General features: G+C 63.2%; 19 protein-coding genes. 6 read left to right on the top strand and 13 right to left on the bottom strand.

All coding sequences use genetic code 11. The features are described from left to right. Nucleotides 1-162: 162 nt before the first annotated feature. The 12 genes from RMP06_RS08510 to RMP06_RS08455 all read right to left on the bottom strand — a co-directional run bounded on the left by RMP06_RS08510 (nucleotide 163) and on the right by RMP06_RS08455 (nucleotide 8,701). On the bottom strand, nucleotides 163-327 hold the full coding sequence (locus tag RMP06_RS08510) for a hypothetical protein (RefSeq protein WP_310461343.1): 165 nt from the start codon (nucleotides 325-327) through the stop codon (nucleotides 163-165). Beyond that, nucleotides 324-530, bottom strand: a complete 207-nt coding sequence (locus tag RMP06_RS08505) for a hypothetical protein (protein ID WP_310461342.1) — start codon at nucleotides 528-530, stop codon at nucleotides 324-326. Before RMP06_RS08505 ends, RMP06_RS08510 begins: the two co-directional genes overlap by 4 nt. A gap of 65 nt (nucleotides 531-595) precedes the next feature. After that, nucleotides 596-1,315, bottom strand: coding sequence for a YebC/PmpR family DNA-binding transcriptional regulator (locus RMP06_RS08500; protein WP_310461341.1), 720 nt, complete (start codon nucleotides 1,313-1,315; stop codon nucleotides 596-598). Between the two features lie 35 nt (nucleotides 1,316-1,350). Then, entirely contained in the window at nucleotides 1,351-2,058 is a 708-nt protein-coding gene (locus tag RMP06_RS08495) for a class I SAM-dependent methyltransferase (RefSeq protein WP_310461340.1), read from the bottom strand. Nucleotides 2,059-2,063: 5 nt separating this feature from the next. Continuing rightward, the gene (locus RMP06_RS08490; protein WP_310461339.1) at nucleotides 2,064-3,311 is read right to left on the bottom strand and encodes a glycosyltransferase family 4 protein; all 1,248 of its coding nucleotides are present in this window, start codon (nucleotides 3,309-3,311) and stop codon (nucleotides 2,064-2,066) included. A gap of 1 nt (nucleotide 3,312) precedes the next feature. Beyond that, nucleotides 3,313-4,449, bottom strand: a complete 1,137-nt coding sequence (locus RMP06_RS08485; RefSeq protein WP_310461338.1) for a glycosyltransferase — start codon at nucleotides 4,447-4,449, stop codon at nucleotides 3,313-3,315. Further along, a complete protein-coding gene (locus RMP06_RS08480) occupies nucleotides 4,446-5,057 on the bottom strand; it encodes an acyltransferase (RefSeq protein ID WP_409050125.1) in 612 nt (203 codons plus the stop codon). The genes RMP06_RS08485 and RMP06_RS08480 overlap by 4 nt, the downstream gene beginning before the upstream one ends. A 43-nt stretch (nucleotides 5,058-5,100) precedes the next feature. Then, the gene (locus tag RMP06_RS08475) at nucleotides 5,101-6,294 is read right to left on the bottom strand and encodes a lipopolysaccharide biosynthesis protein (RefSeq protein ID WP_310461336.1); all 1,194 of its coding nucleotides are present in this window, start codon (nucleotides 6,292-6,294) and stop codon (nucleotides 5,101-5,103) included. Nucleotide 6,295: 1 nt separating this feature from the next. After that, nucleotides 6,296-7,432, bottom strand: a complete 1,137-nt coding sequence (locus tag RMP06_RS08470) for a DegT/DnrJ/EryC1/StrS family aminotransferase (RefSeq protein WP_310461335.1) — start codon at nucleotides 7,430-7,432, stop codon at nucleotides 6,296-6,298. Between the two features lie 7 nt (nucleotides 7,433-7,439). Then, complete coding sequence (locus tag RMP06_RS08465; protein WP_310461334.1) at nucleotides 7,440-8,030, bottom strand: acyltransferase; 591 nt, start codon at nucleotides 8,028-8,030, stop codon at nucleotides 7,440-7,442. Nucleotides 8,031-8,045: 15 nt separating this feature from the next. Next, nucleotides 8,046-8,453, bottom strand: coding sequence for a PIN domain-containing protein (locus tag RMP06_RS08460; RefSeq protein ID WP_310461333.1), 408 nt, complete (start codon nucleotides 8,451-8,453; stop codon nucleotides 8,046-8,048). After that, nucleotides 8,450-8,701 (bottom strand): AbrB/MazE/SpoVT family DNA-binding domain-containing protein, encoded by a 252-nt coding sequence (locus RMP06_RS08455; RefSeq protein ID WP_310461332.1) that lies wholly within the window; start codon nucleotides 8,699-8,701, stop codon nucleotides 8,450-8,452. The genes RMP06_RS08460 and RMP06_RS08455 overlap by 4 nt, the downstream gene beginning before the upstream one ends. A 190-nt stretch (nucleotides 8,702-8,891) precedes the next feature. On the opposite strand from RMP06_RS08455, the gene zorA reads away from it, so the two are divergent. From zorA to RMP06_RS08430, 5 genes are read left to right on the top strand one after another with little or no spacing between them, the layout of a single operon-like run. Next, complete coding sequence (gene zorA, locus RMP06_RS08450) at nucleotides 8,892-11,462, top strand: anti-phage ZorAB system protein ZorA (protein WP_310461331.1); 2,571 nt, start codon at nucleotides 8,892-8,894, stop codon at nucleotides 11,460-11,462. A 3-nt stretch (nucleotides 11,463-11,465) separates the two neighbouring features. Next, nucleotides 11,466-12,167 (top strand): OmpA/MotB family protein, encoded by a 702-nt coding sequence (locus tag RMP06_RS08445; RefSeq protein ID WP_310461330.1) that lies wholly within the window; start codon nucleotides 11,466-11,468, stop codon nucleotides 12,165-12,167. Beyond that, nucleotides 12,164-13,771, top strand: coding sequence for an EH signature domain-containing protein (locus tag RMP06_RS08440; RefSeq protein WP_310461329.1), 1,608 nt, complete (start codon nucleotides 12,164-12,166; stop codon nucleotides 13,769-13,771). Before RMP06_RS08445 ends, RMP06_RS08440 begins: the two co-directional genes overlap by 4 nt. A 1-nt stretch (nucleotide 13,772) precedes the next feature. Further along, a complete protein-coding gene (locus tag RMP06_RS08435; RefSeq protein WP_310461328.1) occupies nucleotides 13,773-17,294 on the top strand; it encodes an SNF2-related protein in 3,522 nt (1,173 codons plus the stop codon). After that, nucleotides 17,291-17,518 (top strand): hypothetical protein, encoded by a 228-nt coding sequence (locus RMP06_RS08430; protein ID WP_310461327.1) that lies wholly within the window; start codon nucleotides 17,291-17,293, stop codon nucleotides 17,516-17,518. Before RMP06_RS08435 ends, RMP06_RS08430 begins: the two co-directional genes overlap by 4 nt. Here the strand turns inward: RMP06_RS08430 and RMP06_RS08425 are convergent, their stop codons facing one another. Beyond that, complete coding sequence (locus tag RMP06_RS08425; RefSeq protein WP_310461326.1) at nucleotides 17,519-18,577, bottom strand: Gfo/Idh/MocA family protein; 1,059 nt, start codon at nucleotides 18,575-18,577, stop codon at nucleotides 17,519-17,521. A gap of 77 nt (nucleotides 18,578-18,654) precedes the next feature. On the opposite strand from RMP06_RS08425, the gene RMP06_RS08420 reads away from it, so the two are divergent. Next, nucleotides 18,655-19,308, top strand: a 654-nt coding sequence (locus RMP06_RS08420; protein ID WP_310461325.1) for an OB-fold nucleic acid binding domain-containing protein, incomplete at its 3' end; no start/stop codon positions are given.

The following is a 19,308-nucleotide window of genomic DNA, read 5'->3' as shown; positions in this document are numbered from 1 at the left end:
TTTTGTTGTGCTATTTGTTTTGTTGGGGGGGGGGGGCCCCCCCCCCCCCCCCCCCCCCCCCCCCCGGGGGGGGGTGGCCAAACCACCCCGCCGCGGTGGTGGTTTCCCCCCCCCCCCGGGGGGGGGTGGGGGGGGGGGGCCCCTTCGGGGTCAGCAGACGTGTCAACCCCGCACCGTCAACCAACCCTTGACGCGACAGATGACGGGATTGATGGCCACGGCCTGCTGTTCGGCGCGGACCTGCATCACCTGCGCCAGCGACCAGTCCAGCCACACCGGATCGCGCTCGATCAGGTCGATCCAGACATTCGTGTCCACGAGGATCATGGCTGGTTCCAGTCTTCACCACGGGACATGCGCATGATGTCTTCGGTGGTGTAGCGGCCGTTGCCGCTGCCGACCATGGCGAGGAAGGGGTCCGCCTCCGCCGGGGCGACTTCTTCGCTCAGGAGAAGACGCAGGGCGGTCTGCACCACTTGGGATTTGCGCAGATGCCGGGCCGCGCAATAGGCGCTGAGCTGGGCTTCCAAGTCTTCTGGGAGTCGAACCGACAGCATGCGAGCACCATCACATCAGAGGGGGCTTGGGCGGCTGCTCAGCCGCCCAAGCCCGCGAACACGTTCTGCACATCCTCGTTGGCATCCAGCGCCGCCAGGAACGCCTCGACCTCTTCCAGCTGCTCCGCGCTCAGGCTGTCCGGCGCCACCGGGTTCTTCGGCTTGTAGCCGAGCTTGGTGGACAGCACCGTGAAGCCGTGGGCGGGCAGGGCGCGGCTGACCAGATCCAGCTCGGTCGGCTCGGTGTAGAACAGCGTCGTGCCGTCCTCGTCGCCAGCGTCCAAGTCCTGCGCACCGGCTTCGATGGCGGCCATTTCCGGGTCGGTGCCGGCCTTGGCGTCGGTCGGTTCGGCCTCGATCATGCCGAGGTGGTCGAAGTCCCAGGCGACCGAGCCGGAGCTGCCGAGCTGGCCTTTGCGGAACAGCACGCGCATGTCGGAGGCGGCGCGGTTCACGTTGTCGGTCAGGCACTCGACCATCACCGGCACGCGGTGCGGCGCGAAACCTTCGTAGACGACGTGCTCGAAATGCACCGATTCACCCGTCAGACCCGCACCCTTCTTGATCGCCCGGTCCAGCGTCTCCTTGGGCATCGAGACCTTGCGCGCCTGCTCGATGACGAGCCGCAGGCGCGAATTGGCAGCCGGGTCCGCGCCGTGGCGGGCGGCGATCATGATGTCCTTGGCGAGCTTGCCGAAGAGACGGCCCTTGGCGTTGGAGGCCAGGTCCTTGTGCTTTGCTTTCCACTGCGCGCCCATGGCGATTCCTGTGAGTTGGAGGTCAGCCGGGCAGTCTAGCGGGTGTCCTTTCCGACCCACGCCAGCACATGCGTGCGCAGCACCGGCACCGCATTCAGCACCGGATACCACCCCGGCCACACCCGGCACGCCGCCCGCGCCAGCGGCGGCGCCAGCGTCACGCGCCGTGCCTCGATCCGCCCTTCGGGAAACAGCGCCCGCACCCGCCGCAGCGGCACGCCGCGCACGTCCCGGTTGCGCGGGTTGTCCACGGTGAAGTCGTACCAGAGCACTGCACCACCCGGTTTCACCCAGCGCCACATCGCCGCGGCCAGCCGCTGCTGGAACGCATCGTCCAGCAGCGAGGAAAACACCGTGGCCTGGAAGACGAGGTCGCAGCTCGCCTCGGCGATCGGTGCGGTGCAGGCGTCGCCGAGGTGCAGCGCCACCCGCTCGGGCAGCACGGCGCGCGCATGGGCGTGGCGCTCGGGCAGCAGCTCGATGCCGGCGAGGTGTTCCGGCTGCCAGCCCATGCGCAGGAACTCCAGCAGATTGCCCCCCGCACCGCAGCCGACTTCGAGCAGGCGCCGCTCACGCAGGTCGTGCCAGCCACGGCGGGCCAGCAGTCGCAGCATGGCGCGCTGGCGCTCCTGCACGGTCTGCCAGACATCGGGCTGCAGCAGGCTGTAGCGGTCGGCGAGGGCCGGGTCGGTGCCACGCCGGGCGTAGCGTTCGGTGACGCGGTCGGGTTCGGCCATCGCCATGGGGTTCAGCTCCCGCAGGCGGCCAGGAAACGCCGCGCCAGCACCGGGTAGGTGTGGTGCGCCTGCACGAACGCCTGACCGCGCTCGCCCATCGCGTGGCGTTCGGTCGGCGTCAGGGCGGCCATGCGCTTCAAACCGTCGGCCACGGCGTCGGCGGACTCGGGCGCCACCGTCAGGCCGCAGCCCGCCTCGGCCACCGGATCGTTGCCCGCCTCGACCGAGTGCAGCACCGCGCAGCCGGCCATCATGTAGTCCATCAGCTTGTTCGGCGCGATGCCGAAGCGGTAGATCGGCACCCGCTGCCAGCCGATGTAGGCGATGTCGATCTCGGCGAGGAAGGCGGGGATCTGCGCCTTCGCGATGGGCGGCAGCATCTGCACCTGTGCCAGCCCCTCGGTGCGCACGCGCTCCGCGAGCCGATCGCGCTCGTGGCCACCGCCGACCATGACGAGGGCGATCTGCGCGCCCCGCGCCTTCAGCCGCTGCATCGCGTCGAGCAGGGTGTCGAGCGCGTTCGGCAAACCCATCGAGCCGGCGTAACCGACGACGGTGTCGCCGCGTGCGCGGGCTTGGGCCACCGCCGCGGCCACGTCAGGGCGCAGCGCGGGCAGTTCGCCGGTCCACTCGTCGAGCGTGATGCCGTTCGGCACGATGTGCAGCTTCTTCAAATCCAGCCCGCGCCCGGCCATGTGCGCGTGGACCTTGGGCAGCATCGAGACGACGACGTCCGCGTCGCGGTAGGCGTCGTCCTCGGCCTTCTGGCACAGCAGGATGAACGGGTGCCACGGTGACATGCCCGACAGCTCGATCGGCGACAGCGGCCAGAGGTCGTGTACCTCGAACACCAGCTTCGCCCGCGCCATGCGCGCCAGCCGCCGCGCCACCCAGATGTCCAGCGGGTAGGTGCTCGACGCGATCACGACATCCGGGCGGAACTGTGTGGCGATGCTGCGCGAAGCCCGCCAGACTTGACTGAGAAAGGCCCAGATGTTCTTCACCCGCCCCAGCCCGTTGCCCTGGTAGGCCGGGCCGGGGAACCAGAGGTAGTCGATGCCGTCGATGTCCTGGTGAGTGGGGGCGTTGATCGGGTGGTCGCGGTGGACCGGGGCGGTGGCGCGCACATGCGAGGTGGCACAGGCGACCATCTGCACCCGGTGGCCCAGTCGGATCCACTCGCGGGCGAGGTAGTAGGGCCGGTACTCCATGCCCAGCGCGGGGGCGCCGGCGTAGTGGTTCAGGTAAAGGATGTTCATGTCACATGAGTTCGGCCAGCCGGGACATCAGCCCCTCGACCGCCGGCGCGAACTGCCCATGCAGCCGCACCCATTCGTGGTTGTCACGGCCGATCTGCACCGCCTGCGGCAGCAGCGGTGCGAGCTGCTGGGGCAGGTTCATCAGCTCGATCGGTGCGTTGGTCAGGATCAGCCCGTTCAGGCCCGAGCGCACCAGCTCGTGGTTGGCGGGCAGGTCCGACAGCAGCGGGATGCAGCCATGCGCCATCGCCTCCAGCACCGACACCGCCACCGAGTCGCTCGACGGCAGGCTCAAGTACCACTGCGCGCGTTCGTAGCAGCGTGCCTGCGCCTCGGCGTCGAGCCGGCCCACGAACTCGATGTGGTTCGCCAGGCCCAGCTCGCCCACGCGCTGTTCGAGCGCGGGGCGCAGCGAGCCGTCGTTGGCGATCGTCAACCGTGCCTCCGGGTAGGCCGACACGATGGACGCGAACGCGGTGATCACCCGGTCGGGCCGGTAGATCGGCTCCAGCCCGCGGTTGGCGAAGAAGGTCCAGGGTGCCTTGTGGGGTGGCCGGGGCGGCATCTTTTCCAGCCCGAAGGGGAAGACACGGATCTCGCCCGCGCCGAGCTTGCGCATCTGCGCGGCCATGTGCTCGGAGTCGCTGGTGGTCAGCGTGCAGGCCTTGAGGATCTGGGTCGTCACCCAGCGGAAGTGCGGCCCGCGCTGTGGTGTCACCAGAATGTCGCTGCCCCAGGCCGAGCCGACGAGCTTGCCGCGCAGCTTCCAGCCCTTCTTGGCGCCCATGGCGAGCGTGCCGTGCGAGGTCAGGTAGTGCGGGTGGATCCAGTCGGCATCCACTTCCTGCAGCCAGCGGCCGAGTTCCGGCAGACGCCTGAGCAGCCCGACGTTGCCACCCGAGTGGTCCATGGTTTCACCCAGTGCGAGGCGGCCCCGTGGCGGCACGAGGTCGTCGAAGCCGGGCAGGAAACCGCGGCTCGACGCCACCCACAGATCGACCTGCGGTGCCAGCGCGCGGGCCCATTTCAGCAGGTGCGGGCTTTCGCCGTCGCCGATCAGGACGTGGCGCCAGCGGCCGTAGGCGGGCGGATCGGTGGCGGGCGGGAGATCGACGAGGGGGCGATACGGTCGGGTCATGGGCGTCGGCGGTCGCGGTCGTCGGACTCGGGCGCAGCGGCCCAAGCGTCGTGGTTCACCCTGAAGTCTGGATATTGTCGAAGCAGTGTCGCATCCCCGTCGCGGCTGTCACCGACCACCCGCGCCGGTGCGCCCTCAAGAACCGCGAAATCCGGAAATGTCCCCCGCACTCGGGCGCCGGCGCGGACGAGGGTGCCGCGCCCGAGGTGCGTGCCGGCCTCGATGACGCTGTGCGGGCCGATGAAGCTCCAGGCACCGATGTGGACCGGGCCGCTGATCCAGCCGGGGCGCTCACCGGGGCCGGCCCAGGTTGCGAACGCCTGGCCGAGCAGGCGCTGGCTGCGGTGCGAACTGTGCGTGACGATGGCACAGTGGCTGGTGATCTGCACGCCTTCGTCGATCGTCAGGCCGCCGCTGGCGTCGAGCAGGTTGAAGTGGCCGATGTAGACGTGGTCGGCGAGCACGAGGCGGTCTTCGCACTCGATGCAGGTGGACGGCGAGATGCGGGTGTGTGGCAGCAGGCGGCCCTGCGAGCGCTCGCCGAACAGCACGCGGAACTGCAGCCCGCGCACCAGTCGGCGTCGCCAGCGGTTCAGCGCCGCACGCAGTTTCAGCATCCCCACGTACCCTTCACGTCTGTCCGATCCTTGTTCAATCCACCACCGGCCAGGTCGCCAGCCGCCAGAAATACCAGCCGAAGTACACGGCCATCGCCGCCGAGACGCCCCAGCCCGCGCCGGCCAGTCCGCCCAGATGCAAGCCCAGGGCCAGCGCGCCGACAAACGCCGCCTGTCCCCACAGCGCCAGCCGCAGTGCCCAGGCCTGTGCACCCCAGGCCATCGTCACCACGGCCAGCGGCGCCGCCACGAAGTGTGCCCCGATGTAGGGCGCCAGCGTCCGCGAGAGTTCCCCAGCTTGACGCCACTCGGCGCCGAACAGCCGCTCGAATGCCCACGGCCCCAGCACCCACAGCCCTGCCACCAGCGCCAGCCCGGCGGCACCCAGCACGGCCATGATCCGCCGCACCGCCGCCCGCGCGGCCCGTGTCGGCCCGGGGCCTCTGGCGGCGAGCTGCGGGTAGAGGGCTTGCGACACCGCACTGCCCACCAGCGTGGCCGGCGCCTTCAGGTAGCGCAGCGCCAGTCCCCAGAAGCCAGCGGCGGCCGGGCCGAGCGCCGCGGCGATCAGCGCCAGCGAGACGGTGTCCTGCAGCGCACCGAGGAAGGCGTGTGGCGTGTTGAGCAGCGGAAATTCCTTGTAGCGGCGGGCGATGTCGCGCAACGGTGGTGCATCGGTCGCGGGCGCCAGCGTGGGGCGGCGCAGCAGCAGCGTCGCCAGCGTCTGCGCCGCGATGGGCGCGATCACCAGTCCGACCACCCCGCCGTGCAGCCACCCGGCCACCGCCTGTGCCAGCGCCGCACCGCCGTACTGCAGCACCCGCGCGGCCGCCAGCGCCGAAAACCGCTCGGCCCGCGTCGCCCACAGCGTCGCCAGCGACAGCGCGCCGCCCACCGCCACCGCCGGCCCGAGCCACAGCGCCCACGCCAGCCCGCTCCACCACGCCCAGCCCAGCCCGCCCAGACTGGCCAGTCCCGTCACCAGCCCGAGGATGCGCAGACACAGCCGCCGCAGCGTCTCCGCCTCGCCGTCGCCCCGCGCCAGCGGCAGCGCGAACTCGTAGCGCCCGCAGGCGACCACCGCGAGGTTGGTCGCCACCGCGGCGAAGAGGTGGAAGGCGCCAAACTCGTCCGGCGTGTACAGCCGCGTCAGCAGTGGCCCGAGCAGCAGCGGCAGCGCCTGCGCCAGCGCGCCGCCGGCCAGCAGCGTCAGCGTGGCGCGCAGCAACTCAGGCGTCCGCGCACACGCTGGCGAGCGCGTCGGCCAGCGCCGCGACCACGCGGTCCTGGTCGGCTTCCGACAGGTCCGGGCTCATCGGCAGGCTCATCACGCGGTCGGCCGCTGCCACGCTGTTCGGGCAGCAATCGGGGCAGCAGAACGCGGCGTAGGCGGCCTGGTGGTGCAGCGGCTTCGGGTAATGCACGGCGGTCGGGATGCCGGCGGCTTGCAGCGCGGCCTGTACCTTCGCGCGCTGCGGCACGAACACCGTGTACTGGCCCCAGACGCTGTCGCGGTCCGGCCGCACGGTCAGCAGACCGAAGCCCGGATGCTGCGCGACCAGCGGCGCGAGCAACTGGTGGTAGCGCGCACCCAGTTCACGCCGGCGTTGCAGCTCCCAGTCGAAGCGTGGCAGCTTGGCCAGCACGACCGCGCACTGCAGCGTGTCCATGCGCCCGCCCAGCCCGACGCGGGTGTGGGTGTAGCGGGCGCTCTGGCCGTGGACGCGGATCTCGCGGGCGGCCTGCGCCAGCGTGTCGTCGTCGGTGAACAGCGCGCCGCCGTCGCCGTAGCAGCCCAGCGGCTTGCTCGGGAAGAAGCTGGTGCAGCCGATGGTGGACAGGTGCCCGCTATGACCTGGGTGGCCGCCGCTGCGGTAGGTGGCGCCGAAGCTCTGCGCGGCGTCCTCGATCACCGGCAACCGGTGGCGGGCGGCGATCGCGTTGATCTCGGCCATGTCGGCGACCTGCCCGTACAGGCTCACCGGCATGATCGCCCGCGTTCTCGGGGTGATGGCGGCTTCGATCCGGGACGGGTCGAGGTTGCAGGTGTCGGGCTCGATGTCCACGAACACCGGTCTGGCGCCCAGCAGCGCGATGACCTCGGCGGTGGCGGCGAAGGTGAACGGCGTGGTGATCACCTCGTCGCCCGGTTGCAGGTCGAGGGCCATCAGCGCGATCAGCAGCGCCTCGGTGCCGCTGGAGACAGTGACGCAGTGCTTGGCGCCGACGCGCTCGGCCAGCGCGGTTTCGAGCTGCTTGACCTCGGGGCCCATGATGTACTGGCCATGGTCGAGGACGCGGTGGATCGCGGCGTCGATGTCGGTCTTGAGGGTGGCGTATTGGGCCTTGAGGTCGATGAAGTGCATGGGTTTTTCATTCCAGTCGGGTGACTACATCGCCGCTGAGCCGATACCGCTCCCCCGTCGCCGGACATGTCGCCTCGCCCTCGCCGCGCACCGCCAGCCCGAGCCGCTCGCCGTTCCGGCTCATCCAGCCAATCCGCCGCGCCGGCACGCCGACCATCAGCGCGTAATCCGGCACGTCGCGGTTGATGACACTGCCCGCGCCGACGAAGGCGTATTGCCCGACCGTCGTGCCACAGACGAGGGTGCAGTTCGCGCCCAGCGTTGCGCCGCGTTTCACCAGGGTGCGCAGGTACTCGCTCTTGCGCGACACCGCCGCCCGCGGGTTGTAGACGTTGGTGAACACCGCGCTCGGCCCGCAGAACACGTCATCCTCCAGCGTCACCGCGTCGTACACCGACACGTTGTTCTGGATCTTCACGCCCGAGCCGATCACCACGTCGTTGGCGACAAAGACGTTCTGGCCGAGTGAGCAGCCCTCGCCGATGCGGGCGCCGGCGCAGACGTGGCTGAAGTGCCAGACCTTGGTGTCGGCGCCGAGCTGGGCGCCTTCATCGACGATGGCGGAGGCGTGGTGCCAGGCGGGGGATGTCTTGCTCATGGCAGTTCCTCGAACTCAGTTGACGGTACCCAGCACCGTGACGCCGGCCAGACGCCGCATCTTGCGGTCGAAGGTCACCACGGCATCACAGCCGTGCCGCTGCGCCTTGACGGACAGCAGGCAGTCGGCGAAATCGGCCGGACCCTGCTCGTACAGCACCAGCGCCGCCCGGATGTCAGCGGTTGATTCCAGTGCGACGGTGGCGTGGCGCAGCAAGGCGTTCAGCGCGGTGGCGATGTCGGCGCGGCTGCGGTCATAGGCGCGTGCCAGCGTCCAGGCGACTTCCACGACCACGACATCGCTCAGCCACAGCGAGCCGTCCTGATCGGCGTGGTCGTCGAACAACTGCCGGGCGATCTGGGCCTGGTGGGCGTCGTCACCGATCAGCAACCGCACCACCACGTTGGTATCGACCGCGATCACGGCGTTTCCTGCCGTTCGCACACGGTGTCGGTGATGGCCTGGTCCAGCTCGTCCAGGCTGCGCGTGCGCTCGCCAGGGCGGCTCAGCAGACCGAACAAGCCTTGCGAGCCACGCGCCAGCACCCGAACGCGCAAGGTGCCGTCGTCCTGCGCCTCGACCTCCAGGCGTGTGCCGGCACTGATGCCCAGGTGTTGTCGCAGGCTGTGGGGCAGGGTGATCTGACCTTTGTCGCTGACGGTGACTTGCATGGTGGTTTCCGACTGGTTGCGCCACATCTTACCGCGTGTCGAGCATCAGAAATTCGGCCTGAAGTGTGCATGGCTGCTGCTGTGACAACCCGAAGTCCACCCGGCACACCGAGTCCGGTGATTGCCTGAGGTAGATCGAATGACCTGAAAATTCACGGAATTCACGATTTTTCGGGTTCAGCGAGTCCGCATGCACATGGCTTTCTGGGCGGTGTCAGCAATAGTCATGTTTTTCTCAGTCGTGCGTACACAAACTGTAATTAAAACCATGAATTCATTTGTATCAAATCTAGAGAAATTTTTTGAATCCTATGGTATCGACGGTCCTGTCGGTGGCTTGGTTGTTTTTGCCATTTTTGGGCTGTCGCTGGCTTTTTTATGGTGGTTTTTCCGGCCGGCAGTTTTTGGCTGGATAAAACTGGTCAAGATTGGGGCGAGTCTCAAAGAATTCTCTGCTCGACCTACACCGAATGACTTGGAGAAGGTGTTCTCTAGTGACGAGAGGTTGAGGGAACAATGGGCGCAATATTCTGAATCATTGCACCAGCAGCACGAAGAAAAAAACGGGATGATGCAAGCCGGTCCTTGGCGTGCCACCTTACCGGCCGAGGTTTTTTTCAATCCTCAAAATATTGTGGATGGTCGATTGAATGTTGAATTCTTCAAGCATTTGCCTGGGATATTGACAGGTATCGGGATCATTGGGACATTTGCAGGGCTTATCCACGGCTTGGAAGGATTCAACATCGGTGGTAGCGATCCCGAGCAAGTCAAGAAGAGCTTGGATGGGCTAATGAATTCCGTCAAGCACGCCTTCTGGGTGTCGGCTGGGGCAATTCTGGCGGCAATGGTGATTACCGTTCTGGAAAAGTTTTTGCTTTCCCGCCTTTATTCTAGAGTGGAATGGATTGCCGGTGCGGTGGATAAATTTTTCGAAGGTGGTGCCGGTGAGGAATACCTGTCCCGCTTGGTGCGTGCCTCCGAAGATTCCGCCAGCCAGTCAAAGATCCTGAAAGATGCCTTGGTCAAGGATCTGGGGGATCTTCTGAAGAATTTGACAGCTACCCAGCTCAATGCTTCAAACAAGTTCAATCAGGAACTGATCAACCAGATCAAGGAAAGTGCCGAGCAGCAGAAAAAGGCGGCTCAGGAAAATGCTGGCGTCATGAGTTCTGCGATTGCGGGAAGTATTCGGCAAAGCTTGGAAGGGCCGTTGCAGAACATTGCGCAAGCCGTTCAGAATTCCACGCGTGATCAAAGTGCGTCCGCCACCCAGATGCTCGGTGATGTCATGGCGGGATTCAGCGAGCGTTTGAATAGCCTGTTCGGCGAGCAGATCAGCGGTATCAACGAACTGAACCGCCAGACCGCCCAGGGTATGCAGGGGGCCGCTGATTCGCTCAATACGCTGGTGACTCGATTGGAAGAGTCTAGTTTGCGCTCGGCCAATGACATGGCCACCCACACGACGCATGCCATTCAAACCATGGGTGAAGGACTGACCCATATTCAGGACCGCGTGCTCGAAAATAACCGTGCGCGCGAGGAGGCAATGAATGAGCGTACCCATGCGCTGGTTAACGGAATGGCGGAGCGGGTCGAGGTGGCGATGCGGGAGGTCAGCACAACCACAGCCAGTTCACTGGGCGAAGTGGTGGCCACACTGGAAAATTCTCAAGCCCGTGTGCTCAAAGGCAATCAGACTCGCGAAGAACAGATGGCCCAGAGAGCGCAAGACATGGTGAATGGTCTGGCTGAGCAGGTCGGGGTCGTTGTCAATCAATTCAGCACGGCCACGACCGGTTCGCTGCAATCGCTGGTCTCGAACCTTGAAGCAGTGGGACAGCGTTCGACGCAAGAAATGTCCAGCCGCCTTGCTGCGTCGATGGAGGCCATGGAAACTCGCCAGAGCAGCATGAACAGCCAGGCGACAGGTTTTGTCGAGCAGATTGGCAAACTCATTGCCGGTTCACAAAGCCAGACGCATCAGCAGTTGACCGGGACACTGGCTGCATTGGGAGAAGAAACGTCGGGGCTGCTCAATGGTTTACGCAAGGCCCAGACGGATGTTTTCGAGCAGCAGGGTTCTCGGGAAAAGGCGATGCTGGACCGGGCAGAGAAGTTGGTCAGTGAAATGACTCGGATGGTGGACAAGGTCGTCCATGCATCAAATGACGCTACTCAAAAAATGGCCCACGGTGTCAATCAACTGTCGAATGTCAGCACCAAGGCCATCAGCGGCATGAATTCCGGTGCTGAGCAGATCAATATTTCGGCTAATAAATTCGCAGAAGCAGGCAAGAGTGTTGCAGGTGTCATCACTCAGGCAGCATCGATCGCCGGCAGCATGGACAGTGCCTCGCGAAGCCTGTCGGATGGCGCCAAATCACTTTCTGCGGAACTGCAGGATCACCAGTCACGGCGCAATGAAATGGCGCAATTGCAGCGCGAGGTCTGCGCGATTGCGGAATCTGCTCGTCGCGAAGTCGGCATGACCGCCGATGTTCTTCAATGCATCGAAGGGTCAGTTTTCAAGATTAAAAATGCGCAGGTGGAACTGGCTGAATACCTGGATGGGGTCAGTGATGTGCTAAAGAAGTCCGAAAACGTATTTACCCTTACTATGAACAAGTCAATTGATAGCGTGAATAATAAATTCCATAAGGATCTGGAGCGATCCGTCAAATTTCTGAGTGGCGGAATCGATCACCTTGAGCAGGTTTTGAATGATTTGCCCTCGGCGGGTGGTAGCAGGATCTAATATATGTTTGGCCCTAAATTTGTCATCAAGCGTGGTGCCCGTGATGAGGCTGAAAAACCATTCTGGATCTCGTTTGCTGACCTCATGACGGCATTGATGGTCTTGTTCCTGGTCGTGATGGCGGTGGCGTTATTGGCCGTGACCAAGGCGATCGATGAACCAGAAAAAAAACATGGTGAAAAAATCAAGAGGTTCTTGGAGGGTCTTTCTCAAGCAGCGGAAAAACACGATGGCATCAAGGTTGATATCAATCGACAGGTTATTAACTTCGGTGAGAAGGCAAGGTTTTCCTTCGCGAAATCAAATCTGTCGGTAGAGCAGGAGATTGTGTTGCGAAAATTCATTCCGGAAGTTCTGGTGCTGGCGAACGAACCGCTCGGTTTGCAGGTGCTCAAGCGCGTGGTCGTGGAGGGATATACCGACAAGACAGGCTCATATCTCTCCAACCTGAATCTGAGTCTGCAGCGCAGCCAGAGAGTTCTGTGTGCCATGTTTTCCACTGCCGGCCCCTATTTGTTGACAGATGTGCAGAAAGAGGAAGTTCGTGCGCTGTTCTTGGTCGGTGGGTATTCATTCAACGCGGCCAAGGAGACTGATGAGGAAAGTCGTCGCGTCGAGGTGCGACTGGAGTTTCTCAAGCATGGCGAGTCTCGCCCGCCGGCACCGCACGCCGTTGGTAATTTTGGAAACTGTGCCTTGACATGACTGCGCTGAATAGACTTGCTGCCGCCTTGGCGAGTGGCAGAAAGACGATCGATTTTTCCACCAGCGATGGCATGGAAAAACTCGCCGAGTCCTTGGAGAGGAAATTCAAGAGGGGAGAAAAAATGCCTGAGTCTCACGATCTGTTGCTGAAAGCAGTCAAGGCATTCTGGATTGATTCCCAATTGCATAGCGTCCGGCAGGCTCGGTTGGTGTCATTCGCACTGACGTTGCCTGTCCCTTCGTCAGGACAATGCCTGATGGATGATTCCGACCGATTTGGTTGTTTGCTCGATGGCCTCAAGCGATTGCGGAATCGGCCTCTGGAATATCGCCGTTGCTATCAAGGTCTGCTGCATTCTTATTTTAGCTACGATACCTATAGCGATAAAACATCTGATGCAGGCCGTATCAACTGGCGGGCCTTGCGCCATCATCTGCATGAAAATCATGCGCTTCTCAATTGTGGTCGGATAGTTCCGGACTGGGTACATGCAGTCGCGGAGAACTTGCAGATTTTCGGTGATGATCCTTGCGCACCTTACGCCAAGGTGGTATTGGAAGGGGATTCATCGGCCATCAATGAACTCTGTGAAAAACTCGGAATAACCAAAGGGTCATGGTTTTGGTATGAGTTGGTCATCGCCCAGATTCGATGGAGTGTTCGAGAAAACCGCGATGTGTTCTTGAAATACATGCCGAGACTTCTTGAGTTGCTTCGCGACAATGAAGTCTTGCGGGATAAGGGGCTGACGATGATTCTGGACCATTACGCTTCTTTGCCTCATCCAGAAATCAATGTGAAGCTGAGAGAAGCTGCGGTGGAATTCTGGGGTAATCCTTGGCTGCCTTCCAACAAGGCACGCTGGGGTGGCGTAGCGATCGAAGCCAAGGACATGATTTCCGATTGGCTCAAGCGCGATTTGATCAAGGCATTCTTTGAAGTCTTGTCTGCCGATGGTGTTGCAAATCAGCGGCGTGTCAATTTTTGGCTCAAATACGTCGGCTCAATTGACAGGATCCATTTTGCGTTGGGATCTTGGGCTTTGGATGTAGATAATAAGAACATGCAGGAGCTACTCAGAAGAATGGCGGGTTTGACGACTGAGTTGAAAGGTGGTGTGCAGCATAATAATGCGTTTATCATGTACATGGGGGATTTTGTTGCGGTTGAGTTTGGTGGCGTTGGGAATAGTTGTTATGTATATGATAGAAAGTCTGGGCTGCCTTTTTCCTTGGATCGGCGTGTCACCGTGGGTGTGAATGCGGAAAACTCTCTGAAAAATGGCAGATATTTGTTCAAGTTGCCGCATCATGATGGTGCAACGGAGTCGTGGGAAGAGAGATTTTCCGTGGAGCTGCAAAGGGATTTGAATATATGCCAGGATGGTGTGAGAAATGCCATAAGGAAATCAGTCTCGCCTGCATCACCTCGCGCGACTCCCGATGTTTTGATGATGGCGAAAGTCAAGGGCCTAGTGATTGAGGATTTGCGGGAGAAAAACGGAAACCTTTGGATCAAGACTGACTCATCAGACCTTGAATTCAGTCGGATATTGATGCGAGACGGTTTTAAGTATAAATATGGCAAGGGCTGGTGGAAATAATATGTTCGGATTGACAAGCAGGAAGACAAAAGCAGTTCGAGAAAATCCGGCGGCTTGGTATAGGCAGTTGTCTGCATCGGGCCTGCTTGTCACGCGTGAAACGCAAGGTACCGCGCTGGATGATCCGTTGTTGGGTGGTTATCTGGACCAGCTCCGCGATGACGGTTGTCTGATTGATTCCCGCATCGGATACCACCTGTCTTGGGACAAATTGATGGCGGCGCTGGAGCAGCCAGGCTATGAAGGTTTGCCGCAGGCGCTCGCGCTTCCCCCCGTCACCGCGCTCCGTCCAGCCTTGTGCAGCCGGGATTCGCTGTCCGACAGCGGTTTTTTGATTGCATTGGCTGGCTGGGTGGACGAAACCGGGCGCACCCGAATCGCCGAGATGACCGGACCCATCGTGTCGCTGGGCGAGCGTGCGGAAAGAATGTCCCCCGCACAGTGGCAACTGGTCCGAGCGGTCATCGAATTCGCACAGCGCCCCGCGTCACAGCACACCGATCAGGTCCACCGTGAAGCCTGGGGACGGATTCGCCAACTCGCCTTGGCTGCTGACGCCCGACTGGATGATTTCCTGTCCCGGTCCGTCGTCCTCACACCCGAAAAGCTCGACCTTCAGATGCGCCGCTCGACTGTTCTAAAGGACGAAAACGTCATCGAGATCGTGCCCGGTTTTGCACAAGCACCCGCCGATTGGTTGGACCGCTTCGATCGCAACCCTGCCGTGCTGGACCGCTACGACCTTCCGACGCATGAAGGCATCGTGCAGGTGCTCATCACCCCCGCAGTCAAGACGGTACTCCAGGAAATCAAACGATTCCCGGCGCGGCGGGTGGCCGGGGTGCGAGCGCAGGCATTCATCCTCAACCCCTTCGCTGCGCTGGGCGCAGAAGCCCATGCGGTCATCAACGAGCAGCAGTTCGAGCAGGCCCGCGAGGCGGCGGGCCTGCGCTACGAACGGTTTTTGCCCGTCATCGACCGAGATGCGAGCGGCTACCCGGTCAGCGTCTGTCTGTCGATCGAATCCACTGGCGTCTCACATGCGGCCTCCTCGGAATTGGTCCCTCTGTCCGATGAGACGCTGGCGGTCTTCGTGGACAAGCTCGAACGCGCCCTTGCCCGAGGCTTCTTGCTGCTGGGCTGGAACGGCTACGACCTCGAACTCCAGGGTGATGCGCCTGCCCATCTGGCGGAACTCCAGGACGCCTTGGCCGCACGCACACGGCCTCGGCTGCTGATTCAGTACGCTCAAGTGCATGACCTGAGCGCCTATTCGCCCCGCGTCGAAGGCATCGGAATCGAGAAGCCGTACTACTCGCCCTACATCGCCAAGAAAAAGGAGGCGGAGGGTTGGTTTCCTGACAATGTCCAGACGATCATCAGTTTCACGCCGCCGGGGCAGACCGAGCCGGTTGCCATCGCTGCGACCAAAGAGGTGATCCAGCAGATAGCACAGGGAATTGAGGCGGCTGAAGCCAGCGGGGCGACCACCATCACGCTGCCTGGACTGCCCGTGCCGATGCCAGTGTCCGAGGCCAAAAATATCCTGGAGATATTCAAGTCTGTCGGGGAAGACATCAAGAGCGGACACCCGCCGAAACCGCCCGGCCCAGTGGTGAGACCTGTGGCTGACGGCAAGACTCTGGTGATTCGGCCCAACATTGACACCCTCGACCACGACGAATCCCGTCGCCAGACGCTGCAAACCCAACCTGCGGCGCCGGAGTTGCCCACACGCTTCACCCACGGCACGGCGTTGCTGGCGCACCAGTACGCCGGTCTGGCGTGGCTGCAGCATCTGCACCGCTTGCGTTCCTCCCACCAAGTGCGCGGGGCAGTGCTGGCCGACGACATGGGGCTGGGCAAGACACTGCAACTGTTGTCGTTCATGGTGAGCTTGAACGAGCGGCAGCCGCACGGCGATCCGATGCTGGTCGTGGCACCCGTGTCGCTGCTGGAAAACTGGAGGGATGAACTGGACAAGTTCTTCCCGCCCGGCACGTTGCCCGTTCTGACCGCCTACGGTGATGCGCTGAAAACGCTGCGTGTGCCACGCGAAGCCATCGACGAGCGTCTGCGTACCGAGGATGGTCTGGTGCGGTTCCTGCGGCCGAACTGGATCGGATCGGCGCGACTCGTGCTGACCACCTATGAGACCTTGCGCGACCTGGAGTTTTCGTTCGCGGTCCAGCGGTGGTCGGTGATGGTGTGCGACGAGGCGCAGCGCATCAAGAATCCCGCTGCCATGGTGACGCGGGCCGCCAAGAAACAGAATGCCGATTTCCGGATCGCCTGTACCGGTACGCCGGTCGAAAACACGCTGGCCGATCTGTGGTGCCTGTTCGACTTCATCCAGCCTGGTTTGCTGGGCACGTTGAACGCATTTGGCCGGCGTTACCGCAAGCCGATCGAAGCTCGCACGGATGATGAAAAATCGCGGGTCGACGAACTACGCGCTCGCATCCAGCCGCAGATCCTGCGCCGAACCAAGGCGGAGGTCGCCAAAGATCTGCCGCGCAAAATGACCGATCCGTCTTGCGCCCGACTGCCGCTGTCGATGGCCCAGCGCCACCTGTATGCACAGGCGATTAACGCCTTCAAGGCGCGTCATGTTCCTGGCGCGGTGACCCCTTTCCGGAACCACCTGAGCCTGCTGCACTACCTGCGGCTGATCTGCACGGACCCATGCCGCCCAGGCATGACGGCGTTCAAGCCCGAGCCGATCGCTGCGTATCGTGCCAAGGCGCCGAAGCTGGATTGGCTGCTCAGGCAACTCGACCGCATCCGGATGCGCCAGGAAAAGGTCATCGTGTTCTGCGAGTTCCGCAACATCCAGCGCCTGCTGCAGCACTACATTGCCGAGGCATTCGGCCTGCGTGCAGACATCATCAATGGCGACACCAGCGCGGCGGTCGGCCACGAGGCCAGCCGGCAGAAGCGCATCAAGGCGTTCCAGTCGCAGCCGGGGTTCGGCGTCATCATCCTGTCGCCGGTCGCTGTCGGCTTTGGCGTCAACATTCAGGCGGCCAACCATGTGGTCCATTACACCCGGACCTGGAATCCTGCCAAGGAAGACCAAGCGACAGACCGGGCCTACCGCATCGGCCAGACGAAGGACGTGTTCGTGTATTACCCGGTCGTGCAGGCGGACGATTTCTGTACTTTCGATGTCAAGCTGGATCGTCTGCTGACCAACAAGCGCGAGCTGGCGCAGGACATGCTCAACGGTTCCGGTGACATCGGCCCCGGCGATTTCGGTGATCTGGGCGATCAGGTGCCACCAGATCAGGCCAGAGGGCTGGATGAGCCGGTTACTGCCGATTGGGTGTTGCGCATGGATGGCCGCTATTTCGAAGGCTTGATTGCCATCCTGTGGCAGAAACAAGGGTTCGGAACCTGCTACTGCACACCGGCTTCTGGGGACAACGGGGTGGATGTGGTGGCAATCGGAGGGGTGCAGGGTGTTCTGCTGCAGACCAAGACCAACAGTCGGGAGGGGGGCGACTGGGGTGGGACACCGTGAAGGAGGTGGTCGGTGGAGAAGCCTTTTACCGCAGGCGCCATCCGGACACGGTGTTTCGCAAAGTGGGCGTGACGAACCAATTCTTCAATGCCCAAACCCATGAACAAGCCGCACTCAACCAAGTCGATTTGGTCGAACAGCCGCGCTTGCTGGAATTGCTCCGCCAGTTTCCGGTCACGATGCTGGAGGTTGAGCGCATGCTTTACCCCGACCGGCGAGCCTGATCAAAACACCAGCGGCAACCCCACCCGCACCCCATCCCGCGCACTCCGGTACCCCGCGATCAGCACCTCCAGCGAGCGCAGCCCGCTGTAGCCATCGACCTCCGCGTGCGCCTCGCCGCGCAGCGTGTCGATGACGTTGGCATAGTAGAGCGGGTGCCCGAAGCCGTAGACCGAGGTGGTCGCGTAGCTCGCGGCCTTGATCTGTTCGTCCTCGGGCGTCGGGGTGTCGAATTCCCAGTGCTGGATGTCGTTGATCGCCACGCCGCCGACGCGCACCGTGCCGCGCTCGCCGAGCACGGTGATCGAGCCTTCGAGGTTCTTCGGGTAGGTCAGCATCGTCACGTTGATGCTCGCCAGCCCGCCGGCGCGCAGCCGCAGGCTCATCACGCCGGAATCCTCGGCCTCGATGTCACGGCCCTGCGTCGCGGTGTAGGCATGCACGTTGTCCACCGGCCCGACCAGCCAGTCCACCATGTCCACGTAATGGCTCGCCTGGTTCATGAACGCGCCGCCGTCCATGTCCCAGCGGCCACGCCACGGCGCCTCGTCGTAATAGCTCTGCGGGCGGGTCCAGAAGACGTTGACCGTGACCATGTGGATGCGGCCGAAACGCTTGTCGTCGATGGCTTTCTTGAGGAGCTGCATCGTCGCGTTCAGCCGGTTCTGCTTGACGACGAACAGCTTCACGCCTGCATCCCGGCACTCGCGCACCATCGCCATGCCTTCGTCCCACTTGGTCGCCATCGGCTTCTCGCTGAGCACATGGCGGCCGGCGCGGGCAATGCGGATGGCCTGTTGCGAGTGCAGGCCGCTCGGCGTCGTCAGCACGACGATGTCGGCGTTGCTGTCGGCCAGCAAGGTGTCGAGCGAGGTGAACGCACGGGCGCCGGTTTGCGCGGCGGCGGCCTGCGCGCGCTCGGGAACCGTGTCGCAGACGGCGACGAGTTCGGCGCGCTCGGCGTGCTGCTGCAGCGAGCCGAAGTGGTTCCTGGCGATGCGTCCGCAGCCCACCAGGGCGAAGCGGATCTTGCGGTCGGTGATCGGGTGGGCAACAGTCATGGGACCAATTTTAGAGGCGCCCCCGCGCGCAGCCTAAAATTGCAGCAAATTCAACAAGTTGAAGTCGAGCCCCGCCGATGAGCCACGCCCCCGCCCCCACGCCCCCTGTCGATGACAACCAGCAGATCGCCGAACGCCGCGAAAAACTCGCCGCGATCCGCACCCAGGGCATCGCCTTCCCGAACGACTTCAAGCCCCGCGACCACGCCGCCGACCTGCACCGCGTGGCCGAGGGCCTGGACAACGAGGCCCTCGAAGCCGCACCGATCCCCGCCTGCATCGGCGGCCGGATGATGCTCAAGCGCGTGATGGGCAAGGCGTGTTTCGCGACGCTGCAGGACGGCTCGCCCGCCGGCCAGGGCCGCATCCAGCTCTACATCACGCTCGACAACGTCGGCGCCGAGAAGCTGGCCGCCTTCAAGCACTGGGATCTGGGCGACATCCTCGGCGCCGAGGGCACGCTGTTCCGCACCAAGGCGGGCGAGCTGTCGATCAAGGTGACGGGCCTGCGCCTGCTGACCAAGGCGCTGCGCCCGCTGCCGGACAAGCACCACGGCATGGCCGACCAGGAGCAGAAGTACCGCCAGCGTTACGTCGACCTGATCACCGACGAGGCGGCGCGCACCCGTTTCCGCGCCCGCAGCAACGCGGTGTCCAGCATCCGCCAGTTCATGATCGAGCACGACTTCCTCGAAGTCGAGACGCCGATGCTGCATCCCATCCCCGGCGGC

Origin of the sequence: Sphaerotilus sp. (assembly GCF_031429695.1) — a bacterium.
GTDB lineage: Bacteria > Pseudomonadota > Gammaproteobacteria > Burkholderiales > Burkholderiaceae_C > Sphaerotilus.
This window is presented reverse-complemented; position numbering and strand designations above follow the sequence as displayed.

What these genes read in the sequence shown, in the direction of transcription:
- RMP06_RS08510 (WP_310461343.1), bottom strand. Translation starts at nt 327, where the DNA reads ATGATCCTCGTGGACACGAATGTCTGGATCGACCTGATCGAGCGCGAT.
- RMP06_RS08500 (WP_310461341.1), bottom strand. Translation starts at nt 1,315, where the DNA reads ATGGGCGCGCAGTGGAAAGCAAAGCACAAGGACCTGGCCTCCAACGCC.
- RMP06_RS08495 (WP_310461340.1), bottom strand. Translation starts at nt 2,058, where the DNA reads ATGGCGATGGCCGAACCCGACCGCGTCACCGAACGCTACGCCCGGCGT.
- RMP06_RS08490 (WP_310461339.1), bottom strand. Translation starts at nt 3,311, where the DNA reads ATGAACATCCTTTACCTGAACCACTACGCCGGCGCCCCCGCGCTGGGC.
- RMP06_RS08485 (WP_310461338.1), bottom strand. Translation starts at nt 4,449, where the DNA reads ATGACCCGACCGTATCGCCCCCTCGTCGATCTCCCGCCCGCCACCGAT.
- RMP06_RS08470 (WP_310461335.1), bottom strand. Translation starts at nt 7,432, where the DNA reads ATGCACTTCATCGACCTCAAGGCCCAATACGCCACCCTCAAGACCGAC.
- RMP06_RS08465 (WP_310461334.1), bottom strand. Translation starts at nt 8,030, where the DNA reads ATGAGCAAGACATCCCCCGCCTGGCACCACGCCTCCGCCATCGTCGAT.
- RMP06_RS08455 (WP_310461332.1), bottom strand. Translation starts at nt 8,701, where the DNA reads ATGCAAGTCACCGTCAGCGACAAAGGTCAGATCACCCTGCCCCACAGC.
- zorA (WP_310461331.1), top strand. Translation starts at nt 8,892, where the DNA reads ATGCACATGGCTTTCTGGGCGGTGTCAGCAATAGTCATGTTTTTCTCA.
- RMP06_RS08445 (WP_310461330.1), top strand. Translation starts at nt 11,466, where the DNA reads ATGTTTGGCCCTAAATTTGTCATCAAGCGTGGTGCCCGTGATGAGGCT.
- RMP06_RS08440 (WP_310461329.1), top strand. Translation starts at nt 12,164, where the DNA reads ATGACTGCGCTGAATAGACTTGCTGCCGCCTTGGCGAGTGGCAGAAAG.
- RMP06_RS08435 (WP_310461328.1), top strand. Translation starts at nt 13,773, where the DNA reads ATGTTCGGATTGACAAGCAGGAAGACAAAAGCAGTTCGAGAAAATCCG.
- RMP06_RS08425 (WP_310461326.1), bottom strand. Translation starts at nt 18,577, where the DNA reads ATGACTGTTGCCCACCCGATCACCGACCGCAAGATCCGCTTCGCCCTG.